Source organism: Mesorhizobium oxytropidicola (assembly GCF_056174625.1).
Genome location: NZ_CM149692.1, coordinates 1835170 through 1853566, shown reverse-complemented (window position 1 = coordinate 1853566; position 18397 = coordinate 1835170). Strand labels below are relative to the sequence as shown.

The 18397-nt window shown below is 63.7% G+C and carries 15 protein-coding genes and 3 pseudogenes; 6 read left to right on the top strand and 12 right to left on the bottom strand.

Going from position 1 to position 18397, the window contains the following annotated elements:
• Positions 1-74: 74 nt before the first annotated feature.
• The 4 genes and pseudogenes from AC0V8S_RS09310 to AC0V8S_RS09295 all read right to left on the bottom strand — a co-directional run bounded on the left by AC0V8S_RS09310 (position 75) and on the right by AC0V8S_RS09295 (position 2456).
• Positions 75-500 (bottom strand): DUF1178 family protein, encoded by a 426-nt coding sequence (locus AC0V8S_RS09310; protein ID WP_183463400.1) that lies wholly within the window; start codon positions 498-500, stop codon positions 75-77.
• Positions 497-1363 (bottom strand): carbon-nitrogen hydrolase family protein, encoded by an 867-nt coding sequence (locus AC0V8S_RS09305; protein ID WP_475437490.1) that lies wholly within the window; start codon positions 1361-1363, stop codon positions 497-499. Before AC0V8S_RS09305 ends, AC0V8S_RS09310 begins: the two co-directional genes overlap by 4 nt.
• A 10-nt stretch (positions 1364-1373) precedes the next feature.
• Positions 1374-1643, bottom strand: a complete 270-nt coding sequence (grxC, locus tag AC0V8S_RS09300; RefSeq protein ID WP_348524698.1) for a glutaredoxin 3 — start codon at positions 1641-1643, stop codon at positions 1374-1376.
• Positions 1644-1668: 25 nt separating this feature from the next.
• Positions 1669-2456, bottom strand: a pseudogene (locus tag AC0V8S_RS09295) (ComF family protein).
• A 77-nt stretch (positions 2457-2533) separates the two neighbouring features.
• On the opposite strand from AC0V8S_RS09295, the gene AC0V8S_RS09290 reads away from it, so the two are divergent.
• Positions 2534-3406, top strand: a complete 873-nt coding sequence (locus AC0V8S_RS09290) for a methyltransferase domain-containing protein (protein ID WP_475437489.1) — start codon at positions 2534-2536, stop codon at positions 3404-3406.
• Between the two features lie 20 nt (positions 3407-3426).
• Here AC0V8S_RS09290 and AC0V8S_RS09285 read toward each other — a convergent pair whose 3' ends face one another.
• The 5 genes and pseudogenes from AC0V8S_RS09285 to argJ form a co-directional block, all read right to left on the bottom strand.
• Entirely contained in the window at positions 3427-3609 is a 183-nt protein-coding gene (locus tag AC0V8S_RS09285) for a Flp family type IVb pilin (RefSeq protein ID WP_183463408.1), read from the bottom strand.
• A gap of 110 nt (positions 3610-3719) precedes the next feature.
• On the bottom strand, positions 3720-4034 hold the full coding sequence (locus tag AC0V8S_RS09280; protein WP_475437488.1) for a hypothetical protein: 315 nt from the start codon (positions 4032-4034) through the stop codon (positions 3720-3722).
• A 127-nt stretch (positions 4035-4161) separates the two neighbouring features.
• The gene (locus AC0V8S_RS09275) at positions 4162-4584 is read right to left on the bottom strand and encodes a (deoxy)nucleoside triphosphate pyrophosphohydrolase (protein ID WP_475437487.1); all 423 of its coding nucleotides are present in this window, start codon (positions 4582-4584) and stop codon (positions 4162-4164) included.
• Positions 4585-4592: 8 nt separating this feature from the next.
• A pseudogene (locus AC0V8S_RS09270) lies at positions 4593-5344 on the bottom strand (GNAT family N-acetyltransferase).
• 29 nt (positions 5345-5373) lie between these two features.
• Positions 5374-6614, bottom strand: a pseudogene (argJ, locus tag AC0V8S_RS09265) (bifunctional glutamate N-acetyltransferase/amino-acid acetyltransferase ArgJ).
• Positions 6615-6780: 166 nt separating this feature from the next.
• On the opposite strand from argJ, the gene AC0V8S_RS09260 reads away from it, so the two are divergent.
• On the top strand, positions 6781-8010 hold the full coding sequence (locus AC0V8S_RS09260) for a caspase family protein (protein WP_475437486.1): 1230 nt from the start codon (positions 6781-6783) through the stop codon (positions 8008-8010).
• A 21-nt stretch (positions 8011-8031) separates the two neighbouring features.
• Here AC0V8S_RS09260 and AC0V8S_RS09255 read toward each other — a convergent pair whose 3' ends face one another.
• Positions 8032-9249, bottom strand: coding sequence for an MFS transporter (locus AC0V8S_RS09255; protein WP_475437485.1), 1218 nt, complete (start codon positions 9247-9249; stop codon positions 8032-8034).
• Positions 9250-9511: 262 nt separating this feature from the next.
• Between AC0V8S_RS09255 and AC0V8S_RS09250 the strand changes: the two genes are divergently transcribed.
• Positions 9512-10111: a TetR/AcrR family transcriptional regulator gene (locus AC0V8S_RS09250; RefSeq protein ID WP_183463423.1), complete on the top strand. Its 600-nt coding sequence runs from the start codon at positions 9512-9514 to the stop codon at positions 10109-10111.
• Positions 10112-10176: 65 nt separating this feature from the next.
• On the opposite strand, the gene AC0V8S_RS09245 is transcribed toward AC0V8S_RS09250, so the two are convergent.
• On the bottom strand, positions 10177-11100 hold the full coding sequence (locus AC0V8S_RS09245; protein ID WP_475437484.1) for a peptidylprolyl isomerase: 924 nt from the start codon (positions 11098-11100) through the stop codon (positions 10177-10179).
• Between the two features lie 262 nt (positions 11101-11362).
• Here AC0V8S_RS09245 and secA point away from each other — a divergent pair, with 262 nt between their 5' ends.
• Positions 11363-14095: a preprotein translocase subunit SecA gene (gene secA, locus AC0V8S_RS09240; protein ID WP_475437483.1), complete on the top strand. Its 2733-nt coding sequence runs from the start codon at positions 11363-11365 to the stop codon at positions 14093-14095.
• A gap of 14 nt (positions 14096-14109) precedes the next feature.
• On the opposite strand, the gene AC0V8S_RS09235 is transcribed toward secA, so the two are convergent.
• Positions 14110-14601: a hypothetical protein gene (locus AC0V8S_RS09235; protein ID WP_475437482.1), complete on the bottom strand. Its 492-nt coding sequence runs from the start codon at positions 14599-14601 to the stop codon at positions 14110-14112.
• A gap of 1035 nt (positions 14602-15636) precedes the next feature.
• Between AC0V8S_RS09235 and AC0V8S_RS09230 the strand changes: the two genes are divergently transcribed.
• Positions 15637-17037 carry an oligosaccharide flippase family protein gene (locus tag AC0V8S_RS09230; protein WP_475437481.1) on the top strand — a complete coding sequence of 467 codons (1401 nt, stop codon included), beginning with the start codon at positions 15637-15639 and terminating at the stop codon, positions 17035-17037.
• Entirely contained in the window at positions 17037-18317 is a 1281-nt protein-coding gene (locus tag AC0V8S_RS09225; RefSeq protein ID WP_475437480.1) for a GNAT family N-acetyltransferase, read from the top strand. The genes AC0V8S_RS09230 and AC0V8S_RS09225 overlap by 1 nt, the downstream gene beginning before the upstream one ends.
• Positions 18318-18397 lie beyond the last annotated feature (80 nt).

Genomic DNA, 18397 nt, shown 5'->3' with positions numbered 1-18397 from the left:
GAAAATGCGAAACGATATCCTCGAACTCCGTCGCTGCTCAGCTTTCCGGGTTCGGGACAAAGTTCTCTCGGAACTCAGTTGCGGTCGTCCGGGAACACCGGGATCGGCATGAAATCGACGCCGTCGTCCGCCAGGCCCTTGGCCTCTTCCAGCGTCGCCTCGCCATAGATGCCGCGCGCATCGGTTTCGCCGAAATGGATCTTGCGCGCTTCCTCGGCGAACTTGTCGCCGACATAGTCGGCGTTCTCGCGCACCTTCTCGGCCATCGCCTTCAGTTGCGCCAAGGCCTGCTTCTGCGCCTCGCCCATGGCCAGCGCGATTGTTTCCTGCTTGCGAGCCGTGGAGACAGCCGGCGCCATCAGGGCCTTCTCAACCTTGTGAGAGCCGCAGCTCGGGCAATCGACAAAGCCGCGCTTCTTCTGGGTGTCGAAATCGTCATTGCTGCGGAACCAGCCCTCGAACTGGTGCTCGTTCTCGCAGATCAGGGAAAAGCGGATCAAGAGGCTGCACCCCTAAGAAGCGGCGCGTCCACCGCGCCGGCATTGATGGTGAAATCCCGCGCATTCTTCAAATTGGGGATCTTCTTGCGCGCAGCAAGCGACTGCGCCGGGTCGATCTCGGCGACGATCACCGCCGGCTCGTCATGCGCGGCTTCGGCGATGATGCGGCCCCACGGATCGACGATCAGCGAATGCCCAAAAGTCTCGCGGCCGTCCTCGTGCACGCCGCCTTGCGCGGCGGCGACGACAAAGGCGCCGTTCTCGATGGCGCGGGCTCTGAGCAGCACATGCCAGTGCGCTTCGCCGGTCTGGCGGGTGAAGGCGGCAGGCACGGTCAAAACATCGGCGCCGGCCAGCGCCTCGGCACGGAACAGTTGCGGGAACCGCAGGTCGTAGCAGACCGCAAAGCCAAGCCTGGCGCCCGCAACCCCGGTCACGACGGCCTCGGTGCCCGGTTCGTAGGCGGCGGATTCGCGCCAGCTTTCGCCATTGTCGAGATCGACGTCGAACATATGGATCTTGTCATAGGTGGCGAGCGTCGCGCCATCCGGACCGAACAACAGCGCCCGGTTGGCGAGCTTGCCGTCGGCGCGCAGGATGGCGGTCGAGCCGATATGCAGGAAGACGCCGAGTTCGCGCGCCAGTCTGCGCGCGGTCGCGACGATGACGTCCTTGTCTTCGGAGGTGAAGGAGGCTGCACGCGCTTCCTTGTCGCGGATCAGCGCCCCGGTCATTTCCGGCGTCTGGATGTAGGTCGCGCCCTGGCCGGCTGCCTCACGCACCAGCCGTTCGAGATCGACCGCATTGCGCTCAGGGCTTTCGCCTGAACGCATCTGGACCGCCGCAGCCTTGAAAACACCCATGATCAAACCCTCAAATCGTCGCGCCGTTGGCGAGCAGTCTGTCCAGCCGGCCTTCGGCCTCCAGCTCGTGGAGGTCATCGCAGCCGCCGACATGCGTGTCGCCGATGAAAATCTGCGGAAAGGTCGTGCGGCCGTGAGCGCGCGAGATCATCTCCTGGCGCAATTCCGGCGAGAACGAAGCGTCATGCTCGGTATAGGCGACGCCCTTGCGCTCCAGCAGCCGCTTGGCCGCCGTGCAATAGCCGCACATCATGCGTGTATAGATCGTGACATCGACCATGACGAATTTCCGCTTTGTTGCCGACTTATATAGTCGCGGACTCGTCCGCCCGGAAGTCCCCCGGCAACACACGCGCGAAGGTCAGCACGTCGACGGCGGCCGCACCTCCCCTTTTCAGCGCCTTGGTGGCCGCGCGCACGGTGGCGCCCGTGGTGTAGACATCGTCGATCAGAAGCGCCCTGCGGCCGGCGATCTCGATTTCCGCCTCGGCCGGCACACGAAAGGCGGCCCGCACATTCTCCTCGCGCTCCTGCCGCTCCAGCCCGACCTGCTGGCGGGTGAGTTTCACACGCCGCATGGCGGAAGGCGCGAAAGACAGGCCGCTGAGCTCGCAAACCCCGCGCGCCAGTTCCGCCGACTGGTTGAACCGCCGCCTAAAAAACGCCGCCAGTGCAGCGGCACCGGCACCACCACATCGGCCTCGGCGATGAGATCGGCACCGGCGCGCACCATCCAGCGCGCCATCCAAGGGGCCAGATCGGTGCGGTCCTGGTATTTCAGCCCTTGCACCATCTGGCGGGCGACGCCGGAATAGGCGACGGCCGCCCGCGCCCGTTCGAAGGGCGGCGGATCGGCGATCGCCTCGGCCGATAGAAAGCCCTCGCCCATATGGTGGGTGAACGGCGTGCCCATCACCGGACACCAGGGGCGTTCCAAGAGCCGCAGCTTCGGCCAGCAGGCGCCGCACAGCACGCCGGGCTGCGAGACATGCCGGCGGCAACCGGCGCAGACCGGCGGAAACAGCATGCGCGCCGGCCAGCCGAATGCCGATCGGGTGAGGTTCCTGATCCCGATGGACTTGATCTTGGACATGGGATCGGCCACGTGGTTGGTCCTGCGCACCGTGTATACCAAGTGTATCAGGGCGTGGACAAACAAGGATCCGCCCGTTGCACCCGATAATGGATACCGATCTCTGGCTGGCGCACAAGCGGCGCGCGCTCACCCATCCGGTCGACGGCGCCGATTTCCTCATGAACCGCGCCGCCGAGGATCTTGCCGACCGGCTGGGCGCCGTCGAGCGCCGGTTCGGCAAGGCGGCGGTGCTGTTTTGCCAAACGCCGGCAGCGGCCGCTGTGCTCGCCGCGAGCGGCAAGGTGGCCGAGATCGCCCGTGTCGAGACGGACTCGGCTTTCCTGGATGGTGCCGCCGGCCTGGTCGCACCGCTGGAAACCGTGCCGTTCGAACCGGCAAGCCTCGATCTGGCGGTGTCGCTTCTGTCGCTGCAGGCGATGAACGACATTCCCGGCATGCTGATCCAGATCCGCCGCGCGCTGCGGCCGGACGGGCTTTTCCTCGGCGCCTTTGCCGGCGCCGGCACGCTCAGCGAGTTGCGCGAGAGCCTGCTTGCGGCCGAGACCGAGCTTTACGGCGGCGCCAGCCCGCGCGTCATCCCCTTCACCGATGTGCGCGACGCCGGCGCGCTTTTGCAGCGTGCCGGTCTCGCTTTGCCGGTCGCCGATGTCGAAACGGTGACGGTGCGCTACGCCAATCTGTTTGCCCTGATGGCCGATCTGCGCGCCATGGGCGAAACCAGCGCGCTTGCCGATCGCAGCCGGCGGCCGGGCACGCGCCAGCTGTTTGCCCGTGCCGCGGAAATCTATGCCGAGCGGTTTTCCGACCCCGACGGCCGGATCCGGGCAAGCTTCTCGATGGTCTGGATGTCAGGTTGGGCGCCCGATGCGTCGCAGCAAAAACCACTGAAGCCGGGCTCAGCCAAGGTCTCGCTGAAAGCTATACTGGAGGGTTCCGGCGAATCCTGATGCGGCCGTCGCGATTGCGGTCAAGGCGATGCAAAGGCGTTCGCAAGCCTGCTGGTGTTGTCGCTGAACAGCCAGGTGATCGAGTTGAAGACCTGGCCGATGCCGCCGATGATGGTCAATGACAGCACACAGACGATCAGGGCGTATTCGACGGCAGTAGCGCCGGTCTCATCCGTCAGAAAACGCAGCAGCACTGTTTTCATCACCTCGATCCCCGTTGCCTGGACCTTACCGCCGATCTGTTAAGAAAGGTTAACGTCAAAGGCTTAACAGGCGGTGAAACCGCCCCCTTTTCGAAAATATCTTAACCATATCAGCAGTCGCCGCTGGTCCTGCCGTCGGAGCCGATGATGCAGACTGACTCGGGCTGCGGCTGCAGCACGCTGCGGCGCACCGTATAGGTGCTGCGATGGCTGATCGAGCCGGTGGCCGTCATGTCGAGACCGGGAAAATCATCGCGCGCCGATTGCGAGCGCGTCTGGTTGTCGAGGAAAGGGGTCGCGATTAGCGCCAGCGCCACCGCGGCCGACCCGAACAGCAGCGTGATGCGCAGGATGCCCATGCCGGCATCGGCGGCACGAAAGCTGCGGTCGGGCCGGATCGAATCCCAATCCCTGTCCAGGCTCATACTATCGCTCCCCAGCGAAATGGCGACGCGGCCGCAAGGACACGGCCATGCATCAATTTTTCATGATCAGATAAATCTTCCATTAACGCTGGCTGATATGGATCGTGGTCCCGATCCATCCCGCTTCTCAAAGCAGGTCGATGAGGAACGGTATCAGCGGCGCGTCAGCCGGCGGCATCGGATAGTCGCGCATCTGCTTGGGCCGCACCCATTTCAGCGCCTGCCCTTCCCGGGGTTGGGCGATGCCGCGGAAGCGGCGACAGACGAACAGCGGCATCAACAGATGGAAATCGTCGTAGGAATGGCTGGCGAAGGTGAGCGGCGCCAGGCACGGGATCTCGGTCTCGATGCCGATCTCCTCATGCAGTTCGCGGATGATGCATTGTTCCGGTGTCTCGCCGGGCTCGACCTTGCCGCCGGGAAATTCCCACAGGCCCGCAAGCTGCTTGCCTTCAGGCCGCTGCGCCAGGAGCACGCGGCCGTCGGCGTCGACCAGCGCGCAGGCGGCGACCAGGAGCAGGCGCTTGCCGCTATTCGCTGGATTATTCATGCCCAACTTCACTCATGACCAGGCGGCCGGCGATAGTGGTAGCGGTAGACTTCCTCGAAGCCGAGCGACCGATAGAGCGCCAGCGCCGGCACATTGCCGGCCTCGACCTGCAGCCAGGCTTCCCGCGCGCCGCGCAGCCGCGCCCATTTCAGCGCCGACAGGATCAGGTTGCGGCCATGGCCCTTGTTGCGCGCCGATCTGTCGGTCGCAACCTCGAACAGGCCGGCGAGATCGCCATCATGCACGCAGATCAGCGTCGCCAGCGGTTCGGTTCCATCCTCGAGCGCGAACAGACCGGCCTCGGGCTGGATGGCGCCGATGATCTCCGACAGGCCGGGCCGCAGCGAAACATCCGAGCCGCTAACCTTGATCGAGGCGCCGATGAAGCGGCTGATGTCCTTGAGCGGAATCTGGTCCATGGCGGCATCGAGCTGCGCGTCGGCCAGCGGCAGCCGCATGACCAGCGATTCGTCGAACCGGCTCCAGCCCTCCTTGTCGAGATGGCTGGCCAGATCAGGCCCCGACAGCGGCGACATGCGGAACGTCAGCGGCCTGCCATAGGCATCGAAACGGCGGCTGGCCCGACCGATGCGGTCGGCGATGTGCTGGGTGTCGCCGGGATCGAGCGGATTGACCGAATTCAGCCGTTTGGCCGGATGGCCGGCGGTCAGCCGCACCACCCAGGTGCCGTCATAATGACCGCGGCCGCGGGCCAGGCGCGAAAGCCGGCCGCCTCGTAGCGGCGCACGATCGCGAGCATGCTTGCCGGATGCCTGGAAGCCAAAACCGTCAGCTCCGATAGTCGCCGTTGATGGCGACATATTCCTTGGTGAGGTCGCAGGTCCACACCGTCGCCTTACCGCGGCCAATGCCGATATCGGCGCGGATGCGAATATCGTCGCGTTTCATGTAGGCCGAGGTCTTTTCCTCCGAATAAGCCGGGTCGCGCTCGCCCTCATGCGCCAACCGGTTGTCGCCGAACCAGATCGACAGCCGGTCGCGGTCGGCGGGCTCGCCGGCCTTGCCGACGGCCATGACGACGCGGCCCCAATTGGCGTCCTCGCCAGCGACCGCCGTCTTGACCAGCGGTGAATTGGCGATCGACAGCGCGATGCGCTTGGCCGAGCGGGCCGATTTCGCGCCGGTGACGGTGACTTCGACCTGCTTGCGGGCACCCTCGCCGTCGCGCACCACTTGCAGCGCCAGCGACTTCAGCACTTTTCCGAGCGCCCGTCGGAACTGGCCGAGCCGAGGGTCTTTCGGGTCGGTTATTTCCGGCGCGCCACGTTTGGCGGCCTTGCCGGTGGCAAAAATCAGCAGCGTGTCGCTGGTCGAGGTGTCGCTGTCGACGGTCACCGCGTTGAAGGTCTTGGCCGTGCCGCGCGACAACAGGTCCTGCAGCACGGGGGCAGCGATCGGCGCGTCGGTGGCGATGAAGGACAGCATCGTCGCCATGTCGGGAGCGATCATGCCGGCGCCCTTGGAGATGCCGTTGATGGTGACATCGGTATCCCCAAGCTTGACGGTCTGCGTCGCCACTTTCGGATAGGTGTCCGTGGTCATGATGGCCTTTGCCGCCTCGGTCCACAGGTCCGGCTTGCCGTCGCTGACCAGCCCGGCAAGCAGATGGCTGAACTTGGTCGTGTCGAGCGGCTCGCCGATCACACCGGTCGAGGCCAGGAAAACCTCACTTGGCGTGCAGCCTGCGGCTTTGGCCGCTGCCTCGCCGGTCAGCGCGGTGGATGCGCGGCCTTTCTGGCCGGTGAAGGCGTTGGCATTGCCGGAATTGACGACCAGCACCCGGGCCTTGCCGGCGGCAAGGTTCTGCCGGCAGAAATCGACCGGCGCCGAGGGGCATTTCGACTTGGTGAACACACCGGCGACCGCGGTGCCGGCGTCGAACACCATGGCCAGCAGGTCGGTGCGGTTCTTGTACTTATCCCCGCTTCGGCGGTGGCGATGCGTACCCCTTCGATGACAGGCATCTTGGGGTATTTCTTCGGCGCGAGCGGCGAAATCGTCGTGGACATGGGGACCTCGGGCGGGAAAATCGCAAGGGAAGGCCGGTTTGCCCGATACGGCGCGCGGGCGCAAGGGCGTTTTCGCCGCGCCTGCCAGGGCGGCGAACCGCGCGGATAAGCCTGCATTTCAAATCTGTTGGCGTCGCCGGGGCCTGTGGCGCTATGATCGCGCCCCATGGGCAGGCTTGCGATCCTCGCTTGGGCATTTCTGGGACTGTTGCTGCTGAGCGCCGACGCTGAGCCGGCGCGGCGCGTGGCGCTTGTCATCGGCAACGGCACCTATGCCGAGGCCGGAACGCTGGCCAATCCGGTCAACGACGCCCTCGACATCGCCGACAAGCTGCGCTCCATCGGTTTCGAGGTCATCGAAGGCAACGATCTCGGCAAGCGCGAGCTCGAGCGCAGCATCGGCGAATTCTCCGATGCGCTCGAGGGCGCCGGCGTCGGGCTTTTCTACTATGCCGGCCACGGCCTGCAGGTCGACGGGCGCAACTACATCGTACCGGTCGATGCCAGGCTCGACATGCCGGTGAAACTGCAGCTCGAAGCGGTGCCGATCGACGAAGTCCTCGACATCATGGAACAGCAGACCAAGGTCAGCCTGGTGTTTCTCGATGCCTGCCGCAACAACCCGTTTGCCCGCAGCTTGAGCCGCACCGCCACCACGCGCTCGGCGACGGCACTGGCGGGGCTGGCGCAGTTCGACTCGACACGCGGCTCCTTCATCGCCTTCTCGACGGCGCCGGGCGCGGTCGCCATGGACGGCACCGGGCGCAACTCGCCCTTTGCATCAGCCCTTTTGCGGCACATGGCCGAGCCCGGCCAGAGCATCAACGACATGATGATCGCGGTGCGCCGCGACGTGGTTTCGCAAACCCGCGAGGGCCAGCGCCCCTGGGAACAGGGCTCGCTGCTCGAACGCTTCGAATTCGTCCCGGGTGATGGGCCCGCCCCGGAGCCCAAGCCGGCGGCACAACCCGCACCCGCCTCGCAGGTCGCGGCGCTGGAGCGCTCGGTGGGCGACGACAACGCCTCGATCGAAAAATTCCTGCGCCGAGATTATCTGGCGCCCGACACCAGGACGATGGCTGAAACGGTCAAGCGGATCTACGGCTCGTCCGTCACCATTTTCGGCACACGCTACGACGCCGATGCCATCGTCAAGGTGAAGACCGACTGGTTCGCGCAATGGGCCTCGTGGTCGCTCGGGCTGGAACCCGGCAGCCTGGAAGTTACCCCGCATGGCGAGGGCCGCGCCGACGCCGCCTTTGCCATGCGCTACGACTATGTGCCGAAGGACAAGGCGGCGGCGCGGCTGACCGGCAAGGCGCGCGTCACGCTCGGGCTGGTCAAGGCCGAAGGTGGATGGCGCATCGAGTCCGAGACATCGCAAGCGATGCAATGATGGCCTGATCCGGGTGCGAATTCACGCTCGTTGGCGCGACCTGAATTCGGTGGCGAAACAGAGCAGTGCCGCAACCGGCAGCGCCAGGCCGATCCAGGACACCAGCGGCCAGCCGCCTTGCGCATACGCCCAGCCGCCGACGGCCGAGCCGATTGCACCGGCGATGAAGAACGTCGCCATGTAGAGCCCGTTCAGACGGCTGCGATGCGCGGCGCCGAGCGCGAACAGGTCCCGATAGCCGAGGACCAGGTTGGTCTGCACACCGAAGTCGAGCACGATTGCCGCGGCGACCAGCAGCGCCAACGAAAGCGTCGAGCCGCTGCGGGCGATGTGGGTTACGAGAAACGCGACGGCGACGCATAGCATGGCAAAGGCTGTCGCCGGGCGGCTCCAGCCGCGGTCGGCTACTCTTCCGGCGAGCGGCGCGGCGATCGCGCCGGCGACGCCGGCCAACGCGAACAGGCCGATGCCGCGCTGCGTCAGCCCAAAATCAGGCCCGGCCAGCAGCAGCGGCGTTGTCGTCCAGAACAGGCTGAAAGCCGCGAACAGGAACGCCTGGTAGAGAGCCCGCCGCCGCAGCACCGGCGTCGTGCGCGCAGTATGCACCATGGACGCCAACAGCGCGCCGTAGCTCAGACGCGCCGTCGGCACGCGCCTGGGCAGCGCGAACCGCAGCACTGCGATCAGCACGATCATGACGGCGCAAGAGGTGAAGTAGACCACATGCCAGGACGACAGCGCGGTGATGAAGCTGGAGAGCGGCCGCGACAGCATGATGCCCAGCAGCAATCCCACCGAGACATTGCCGACCACGCGGCCACGCCTGGCTTCCGGCGCCAGGTGCGCCGCATAGGGGATAAGCGCCTGCACCGCGACCGAGCCCAGGCCGACAAACAGCATCGCGGCCAGAAAAGCCGCTGGCTGTGTTGAAATCGCCGCGCCCAGCAAAGCAAGCGTTGCAACGGCGAGTATGCCAAGCACCAGCCTGCGGTTTTCGATGAGGTCGCCAAGCGGCACAACAAAAAGCAGGCCCACCCCATAGCCGATCTGCGCCATCGTAACGATCAGGCCCGCCGCATGTGGCGGCAGGCCAAGTTCGGCGCCGATCGGGCCGATCAGCGGCTGCGCATAATAGATATTGGCGACAATCAGCCCGCAGGCGGCGGCCAGCAAAAAGGTCATCCAGTTCGAAATCGTCGTCTCGGCGGGTGCAGAGCCGGGTGAGATAACAGCCGTCATGACGATCCCCATCGGAACGAAACGTTTCGTTGAATAGAACGAACCGTTCCGTTTCGTCAAGCGATGATGTATTGGTATCTCTTGGCATCAGCGCTTTTTGCGGCCAGATGGCTTCATTTTTTGGCGTCCGCAACGCTGCAAGGAAAACGAGTGCTTTTACCCCGGATGGTTCCTATCTGGGCAAAGGCGCGGGCGAGGCAAGCGATTGCCGGCGGGTTATTGTTTCAGCCGAGACGAGAAACCGCTTCAGGAGGAACGGCTCATGGGCGAAATCGCCGATCCGGCACGCAAATCGATTGGCGCCAGGCGCAATCCCGACAGCGCCGAAGCGATTTTGGAGGCTGCCGAAGCCGTGCTGATCGAGGCCGGCTATGCCGGTTTCTCGATCGAGGCGGTGGCGCGGCGTGCGCGCGCCGGCAAGCCGACCATCTATCGCTGGTGGCCGAGCAAGGCGGCCCTGCTGCTCGAAGTCTACCAGCGCCAGAAGCGCGTCGACCTTCCCGATACCGGAAGCCTGGAGGAGGACCTCGTCGGCTTCCTGATCAATCTGTTCACGCACTGGCGCGAGACATCGTCGGGCAGTGTCTTCAAGTCGCTGATCGCCGAGGCCCAATCGGATGAAACCGCGGCCGCGGCCCTTGCCGGCTATGCCGGAGGGCGCCGCACCCACACCGGCCAGATCATCGAGCGCGCCAAGGCACGCGGCGAGATCGCCGGGGATATCGATCCGGGTGTGGTCGCCGATCTCGTCGCCTCCTATGCCTGGCGGCATCTCCTGATCAACCGGCTCGACGAGCCTGAGGCGACGATACGCAAGATGGTCCGCTATCTCCTGCAGGGTATAGAAGCGCCCGGCAGATAACGGCGCCAATAAAAAAGGGCGCGGCAACCCTTGGCTGCCGCGCCCTTCTTTAAAAGTGCTCAGGCTTACTTGCCGGCTTCCATCGTATCGACAGCCTGCTTCAGCTTGGCGTCGGGGATCTCGACCTTGGCGCCGGCGCGCAGCGACTTGACCAGCGCGAAATACTTGTCGCGGATGACCGCCTGCTTGGCCTGGTCCTTGACCTCGTCGAAGGCCGGCGGCTGCTTGGCGCGCTTGTCCTCGAGCTTGATGACGTGCCAGCCGAACTGCGACTGCACCGGCTGCTCGGTGTATTTGCCGACCTCGAGCGCGAAGGCCGCCTTGTCGAACTCCGGAACCATCTGGCCAGGTCCGAACCAGCCGAGGTCGCCGCCATTGGATTTGCCCGAGGGATCGCTCGTGTGCTCGTTGGCGAGCTTCTGGAAATCGGCGCCGCCGTCGAGCTGCTTGATGATGGCCTCGGCCTCTTCCTTCGTCTTCACGAGGATGTGACGGGCATGCACCTCGTTGACCGGCGGCGTGTTGGCGATTTCCTGGTCGTAGCGGGCGCGGATCTCGGCATCGGTGACCTTGTCGACGACGCCCTTCTCGACCATTTCGCCATGCAGCGCGCGCTGCTGCAGGAACGCCATGCGGCGCTGGAAGTCGGGATCCTTGTCGAGACCGTCGGTCACGGCCTTGGCGGCCATGACGCGGATCTCGATGGCCGCCGAAAGGGCCGCGGCGCGGCGCTGTTCGGGCGGCAGCTGCGCGAATTGCTGCGACAGCTCGCCCTCGGCAAGCACCAGATCGGCTTCGGTTAGCGGCTGGCCGTTGACCGTGGCGACGACGGCGTTCGGATCGACCGGTGCAGCCGCCGGTGCCGCGGCGGCATCGGCCGGAGCAGCGGGAGCGGCCTCCTGTGCCATGACAGGCGACAGGCAAAGAGCCGACAGGCCGAAGGCCAGACCAAGGCTGGCAAGCGACGCACGGCGGAACAACAAGGGCATAAGGATGACTCCGGGGAAGGATTGTAAGGAGGGGTGGCTTCCAGATCAGCCAGATTGTGGCGGAATTTGGCGCGACCGGCAGGGCCGGCGCGGCGTTGACATCAGTTGAGCCCCCTCTTATCTGTCCAACGACTTTGCGTCCAGAACCGTTTTCCGGGCGCTTTTTGTGTTTGCCCGTATTCAGGCGGTGCGTTCACGCGGATGTGATGGGGCCGGCCGGCGCTCGTCTGAAGATTGAGAATTCTATCGAAAGGACCATTGGATGGTCAGTCTCGGCGGTCTCGCCCGTAAGGTTTTCGGTTCCTCCAACGACCGTCGGGTCAAATCGACCCGGCCCCGTGTCGAGGCGATCAACGCCATGGAAAACGAGATGCGGGCGCTTTCCGACGCCGAACTCGCCGGGCGCACGGAAAAATTCCGCCAGGATATCGCCAACGGCGCCAGCCTTGACGACCTTCTGGTCCCGGCCTTCGCCACCGCCCGCGAGGCGGCGCGCCGCGTGCTCGGCATGCGCCCCTTCGACGTCCAGCTGATCGGCGGCATGGTGCTGCACAATGGCGGCATCGCCGAGATGCGCACCGGCGAGGGCAAGACACTGGTCGCGACGCTGCCGGTCTATCTCAACGCGCTCGCCGGCAACGGCGTCCATGTCGTCACCGTCAACGACTATCTCGCCACCCGCGACTCCGAATGGATGGGCCGCGTCTACAAATTCCTCGGCCTCTCGGTCGGCGTCATCGTCCATGGCCTCTCCGACGAGGAACGCCGCGTCGCCTACGCGTCCGACGTCACCTACGCCACCAACAACGAGCTCGGCTTCGACTATCTGCGCGACAACATGAAGTATGAGCGCGCCCAGATGGTGCAGCGCGGCCACAATTACGCGATCGTCGACGAAGTCGATTCCATCCTGGTCGACGAGGCGCGCACGCCGCTGATCATTTCCGGTCCGCTCGAGGACCGTTCGGAAATGTACAACACCATCGACACCTTCATCATCCAGCTGCAGCCGCAGGATTATGAGATCGACGAGAAGCAGAAGACCTCGATCTTCACCGAGGAAGGCACCGAGAAGCTGGAGAACATGCTGCGCGATGCCGACCTGTTGAAGGGCGAGTCGCTCTACGACGTCGAGAACGTCGCCATCGTCCACCATGTTAACAACGCGCTGAAGGCGCACCGGCTGTTCCAGCGCGACAAGGACTATATCGTTCGCAACGACGAGATCGTCATCATCGACGAGTTCACCGGCCGCATGATGCCCGGCCGCCGCTATTCGGAAGGCCTGCACCAGGCGCTGGAAGCCAAGGAGCATGTGGCGATCCAGCCGGAGAACCAGACGCTCGCCTCCGTCACCTTCCAGAACTACTTCCGCCTCTACAAGAAGCTGTCCGGCATGACCGGCACAGCGCTGACCGAGGCCGAGGAATTCGGCAACATTTACGGCCTCGAAGTCACCGAGATCCCGACCAATCTGCCGGTCATCCGCAAGGACGAGGACGACGAGGTCTACCGCACGGTCGAGGAAAAATACAAGGCGATCGTCAAGGAGATCCGCGAGGCCAGCGCCAAGGGCCAGCCGACGCTGGTCGGCACGACCTCGATCGAGAAGTCCGAGCAGTTGGCGGACCGCCTGCGCAAGGAAGGTTTCAAGGATTTCGAGGTGCTGAACGCCCGCCATCACGAGCGCGAGGCGGCGATCGTCGCCCAGGCCGGCAAGCCCGGCGCCATCACCATCGCCACCAACATGGCCGGCCGCGGCACCGACATCAAGCTCGGCGGCAATGCCGAGATGCGCATCGCCGACGAACTCGGCGACATGCCGGAAGGCCCCGAGCGCGAGGCGCGCGAAAAGGCGATCAACGCCGACGTCGAGCGCCTGAAGGAAAAGGCGCTGGCCGCCGGCGGCCTCTACGTTCTCGCCACCGAGCGCCATGAATCGCGCCGCATCGACAACCAGTTGCGCGGCCGTTCGGGCCGCCAGGGCGACCCCGGCCGTTCGAAATTCTTCCTGTCGCTGCAGGACGATCTGATGCGCATCTTCGGTTCCGAGCGCATGGACGGCATGCTGCAGAAGCTCGGCCTCAAGGAAGACGAGGCGATCATTCATCCCTGGATCAACAAGGCGCTGGAAAAGGCGCAGAAGAAGGTCGAGGCGCGCAACTTCGACATCCGCAAGAACCTGTTGAAATATGACGACGTCTCCAACGACCAGCGCAAGGTGGTGTTCGAACAGCGCATCGAGCTGATGGAAGGCGAAGGCCTGACCGAGATCATCGCCGAGATGCGCGAGGGCGTCATCGACGAGATCGTCGCCAAGGCCATTCCCGAAAACGCCTATGCCGAGCAGTGGGATGTTGCCGGGCTGAAGGCCGAGGTCGCCGAATTCCTCAATCTCGACCTGCCGGTCGACGAGTGGGCCAAGGAAGAAGGCATCGCCGAGGACGACATCCGCGAGCGCATCACTGCCGCCGCCGACGCCGCCGCCAAGGAGCGCTCCGAGCGCTTCGGCCCCGAAGTAATGACCTATGTCGAGCGCTCCGTGGTGCTGCAAACGCTCGACCATCTGTGGCGCGAGCACATCGTCAACCTCGACCATCTGCGTTCGGTCGTCGGCTTCCGCGGCTACGCCCAGCGCGATCCGCTGCAGGAATACAAAGGCGAAGCCTTCGAGCTGTTCCAGGCGATGCTGGGCAATCTGCGCCAGGCCGTCACCGCGCAGCTGATGCGCGTCGAGCTGGTCCGCCAGGCCGCCGAAGCCCCGCCCCCGGAAGCCCCCGACATGTTCGGCACCCATATTGACGGCACCACCGGCGAGAACGATTTCGAAGGCGGCGAAACCGCCCTCCTGGTGCGCCAGGAGCAGAACGCCATCGTCGCCCCCGAAAACCGCGACCCGAACAACCAGGCAACCTGGGGCAAGGTCGGCCGCAACGAAGCCTGCCCCTGCGGCTCCGGCAAGAAGTACAAGCACTGCCACGGGGCATTCGCGTAATCGAAGTAACGCGGCTATCGCCACCAATCAAAAATGAAAGAGGCTATCAGCGAGGCTAAGATACCTAGGCAGAACGAGAAACCTCTCTCGAACCATCTTTGGGATCGCGTCGGAACCGCAAAGGCTCTTTGCACAGAGCGCGTATCTAAGTTCGCCAAGGTTCGTATGGTTGTTAATTCGTTGGTTACGGCTGCTTTCTCACTTGCAGCGTGAGCTACCGCTGCTGTCAGAACCTCCAACTCAGCTTTTTGACGACTTGCTTGACTTCCAAGCTCTTCGATCGCACTGAGCGCGTCTGTGAGATTTTGGCGAGCCTGATCAATTTTTAATAACCGCTCGTCAACTGACGATTCGCTGTCGTCTAATATCTTAGCCAAATCAAACTTACCGATCTTAGTCGGAAAACCGAGATCGCGCAGGTAAGAGAGCAAAACTTTTCCAAGTTGACTCGTAAAACCAGCACCTAGGGCTGCTAGTGCGTTGATCAAATCAGGTCCGATGCTCATTTTACGTGATCCCTCTATTCGCCTTCTTTTGAAACCGATCCATTTTCGGGTGAACGCTCAAACTCAACGCTAAAATTATTTGGTCCACGTACGTTTCTAATATGCCTTCCCACGCGTTCTATCGATCGAGGGGCGATCAATAGAACAAGAATTAGGCCTAACGGCCAACTCGACACAATATTTGAAATAAAGGTGAGCCAATCCATTTCCGCCCCCTTCTAGAAAGCGAACCTGTTCATTTTGCCAATCACTAGGATTAGAAGCGCGTCGTTCTGTGCAAACTACATATTGAGTTTGTGACACTCGTCAACTTGCTAACTAACGGATTTTTAACGAATCTGAGCGGGTGAGGCGGTTCGGAGCAAACTGCTGCAGCGGCATATTTTGACAAAGCCATTGTGATTCAAAACCTTTTCCGGCGAATATGAAAAAGCCGGCTCGGCGCGAAATTTTCTGAAATAATTTGCTTGACAGTCACTTGTCCCTGCCGGTCGCCCACAATGGGGGCAAACTGGGGATAAATCTCGCTAAACCCATGCTAACAATTGGATTTTTTGGATGGGAACTCTCACACAACAATTCATATGTTCTTTCTTTGTTCATGGCTTCGTCTCCAAGAACTAGACAGTGAGCTAGTCCCCTCAATTCCGCAGACTTGATCGCGAGTCGAAATCCAACCGCCCTCGGCAATTCCTCGGGCCGTGTCGTCGTTCGTATTCCGCAACACTGCGGATCTCGAAAACCGGATCCTTAGCTTCACCACGGCACGGACAGCTTCCGCGACTGGAGGCTCGTCACTTCGGGTAACCTCCCAGGGCGTTCACTTGCCTTGTAGTGCCATCGGCATGACAAGGCGCGTGCCTCGCGTCGGGGGCTCTGCCGGCCCTCCACTGCGACTTTGGGCGTTCGTCGTTCGAAAAGCCAAATCGTTGGCTTTTCGTCCGCTGCGCGGACCGCTCCTCACCCAACCGTTTCTTAATGTGTCTCCGCTACACCAAAGCCTGAAAAAGAGGCGGAAAACGGAGAGAGATCGGGGTGCGCTTTTCCGCGGCCACGACTGCCGGGCGGTTCTTGCCGCAGCGTTTGGCGCTGCGCGTCGAACCGTTGCTTGGCCGCATCGACGCCGTGCTGTTCACCGCCGATGAGCGCGGCGAGGCCGGCCGCATGTCGGTGATCGCCTTCTCCATCCGCATCGTCAGCGCCGTCATCGCCTTCATCAGCCAGGTGCTGATGGCACGCTGGATGGGCTCGTTCGAATACGGCATCTTCGTGCTTGTCTGGGTGACGATGGTCATCGTAGGCAACCTCGCCTGCCTCGGCTTCCACACCTCGGTGATCCGCTTCATTCCCGAATACCGCGAGCGAGGCATGATGGACGAACTGCGCGGCATCGTCGTGGCCAGCCGCCTGTTCGTGCTGATCGCCTCCACCATCATCGCCGGGCTCGGCGCGCTCGGCGTCTGGCTGGCGGCACCCTGGATCGAGAACTACTACGTCATCCCGTTCATCCTTGGCGTCATCTGCCTGCCGATGATCGCGGTGTCGGATCTGTTGCAGGGCCAGGCCAGGGCCAACAGCTGGGCGCTTTTCGCTTTGTCGCCGACCTATCTGATACGGCCGGTGCTGATCCTGCTGTTCATGGCGCTGATGCTCTTCGCCGGCTACGCCGCCGACGCCAGGACGGCGATCTTCGCCTCGATCGCCGCCACCTATGTCACCACGCTCGCCCAGCTGATCGGCGTCACGCACCGCATGGAAAGGCAGATCCCGGCCGGACCGATGAAGGTGCATTTCGCGCAATGGTTCATCGTCTCGCTGCCGATCTTCCTGGTCGAAAGCTTCTTCTTCCTGCTCACCAATGCCGATGTGCTGATGGTCGGCGCCTATATGAACCCCAACGACGTCGCCGTCTATTTCGCCACGGTCAAGACGCTGGCGCTGGTGCATTTCGTCTATTTCGCCGTCAAGGCCGGTGTTGCCCAGCGCTATGCGCAGTTCACCCATGGCGAGCCGGACAAGCTCGCCGCCTTCGCCCGCGAGACGGTGTCGTGGACCTTCTGGCCGTCGCTCTTGATGGCGCTGCTGGTGCTGGCGCTGGGCGAACCCATGCTGGTGCTGTTCGGCCCCGAATTCACATCGGGCTATCCGCTGCTGTTCCTGCTCGTCTTCGGCGTCGTGGCGCGCGCCGCCGTGGGGCCTTGCGAAAGCCTGCTCACCATGAGCGGGAACCAGAATATCTGTGCCGCCGTCTATGCCATGACGCTCGCCTTCAACATCGGCCTCAACGTGGTGCTGATCCCGCATTTCGGCCTGTGGGGCGCGGCCATGGCCACCGCCTTTGCCATGATCTTCGAGGCCAGCGCGCTGTCCTTCACGGTCTGGCGCAAGCTCGGCATCGTCATGGCGATCTTCGTGCCTGCCAAAGGAGCCGCCTGATGGCCGCCATCCCGTTGCTCGAGGAAACCAGCGGCGGCACCGCTGGCGCCATGGTGTCGGGCCTTGCCGGGCTGGCGCGCGACCCCGACCCCGCCCATATCGAAATCCTCGCCAACAACCGTCCGGAGCGCAAGCTTGCCATCTATCCGGCGTCCGCCGGCTTCGACCTGGTCGAGGAGCTGGATTATCTCTGCGCCCGCACGATCGAGCCGAACGTCTTCTTCAATCCGCGTTTCCTGGCGCCGGCCATGCCCCGGCTGGAGGATCGCGAGGTGCGGCTGGCGGTGATCCGCGACGGCGACGAATACCGCAACCGGCTGCGCCTTCTGGTGCCGCTCTCGGTGGAACGGCCGGTGGTGCCGCTCGGCGTTCCGGTGATGCGCACCTGGTCGAGCCCGTTCGGTCCGCTCGGCACGCCGCTGATCGACCGCGACGATCCGATCGGCGTCGTCGAGGATTTCTTCTCGATGCTGTCGCGCCCGCATCTCAAGCTGCCGAAAGTCCTCGTGCTACCCGACATCAGGCTCGACGGTCCGGTGGCAAGCCTGCTTGACTCCGTTGCCGAGACGCGCGGCCTGACGCTGGTCACCACCGGTCAGACCTCGCGACCCGTGCTGCAGAGCGAACTCGACGGCGACGACTATCTGAAGGCATCGTTGCGTTCGCACCATTATCGCGAGTTCCGCCGCCTGAAGCGGCGCCTTGCCGACCTCGGCGGGCTGGAGCATGTCGTGGCGCGCGGCCCCGAAGAAATCCGCCACGCCATCGAAAGTTTTCTGACGTTGGAAGCGTCCGGCTGGAAGGGCCGCGAGCGCACCGCCATGGCGATCGACCGCTTCCGCGCCGCCTTTGCCCGCGAGGCCGTCCACCGGCTCGCCGAACAGGACATGTGCCGCATCCATTCGCTGACACTCGACGGCCGGACCATCGCCTGCCTGATCGTCTTCGTCGAGGCCGGCGTCGCCTACACCTGGAAGACGGCCTATGACGAGACGCTATCAGCCTATTCGCCCGGCACGCTGCTGATGATCGAGGTCACCAGGCAGCATCTCGACGATCCCAACATCATGATGACCGATTCCTGCGCGGTGCCGGACCATCCGGTGATGAGCAGGCTGTGGACCGAGCGCAAGCCGATCGGCACGCTGGTGATCGGGTTGACACCGGATGCCGACCGTCTCGCCCGCCAGGCCGCCTCGCAGCTGCATCTCTACCGCGAGACCCGCAACATGGCCCGCCTGTTGCGCAACCGCATGAAGAGCTTGTTGCGACGGCGGTAGACCATGATCCCGAATTTTTGCGGCTGCAGGCGCCTTGCCGAAACCTCTGCCCCCCAGACAAATTGCGAAAAATCGGCGGA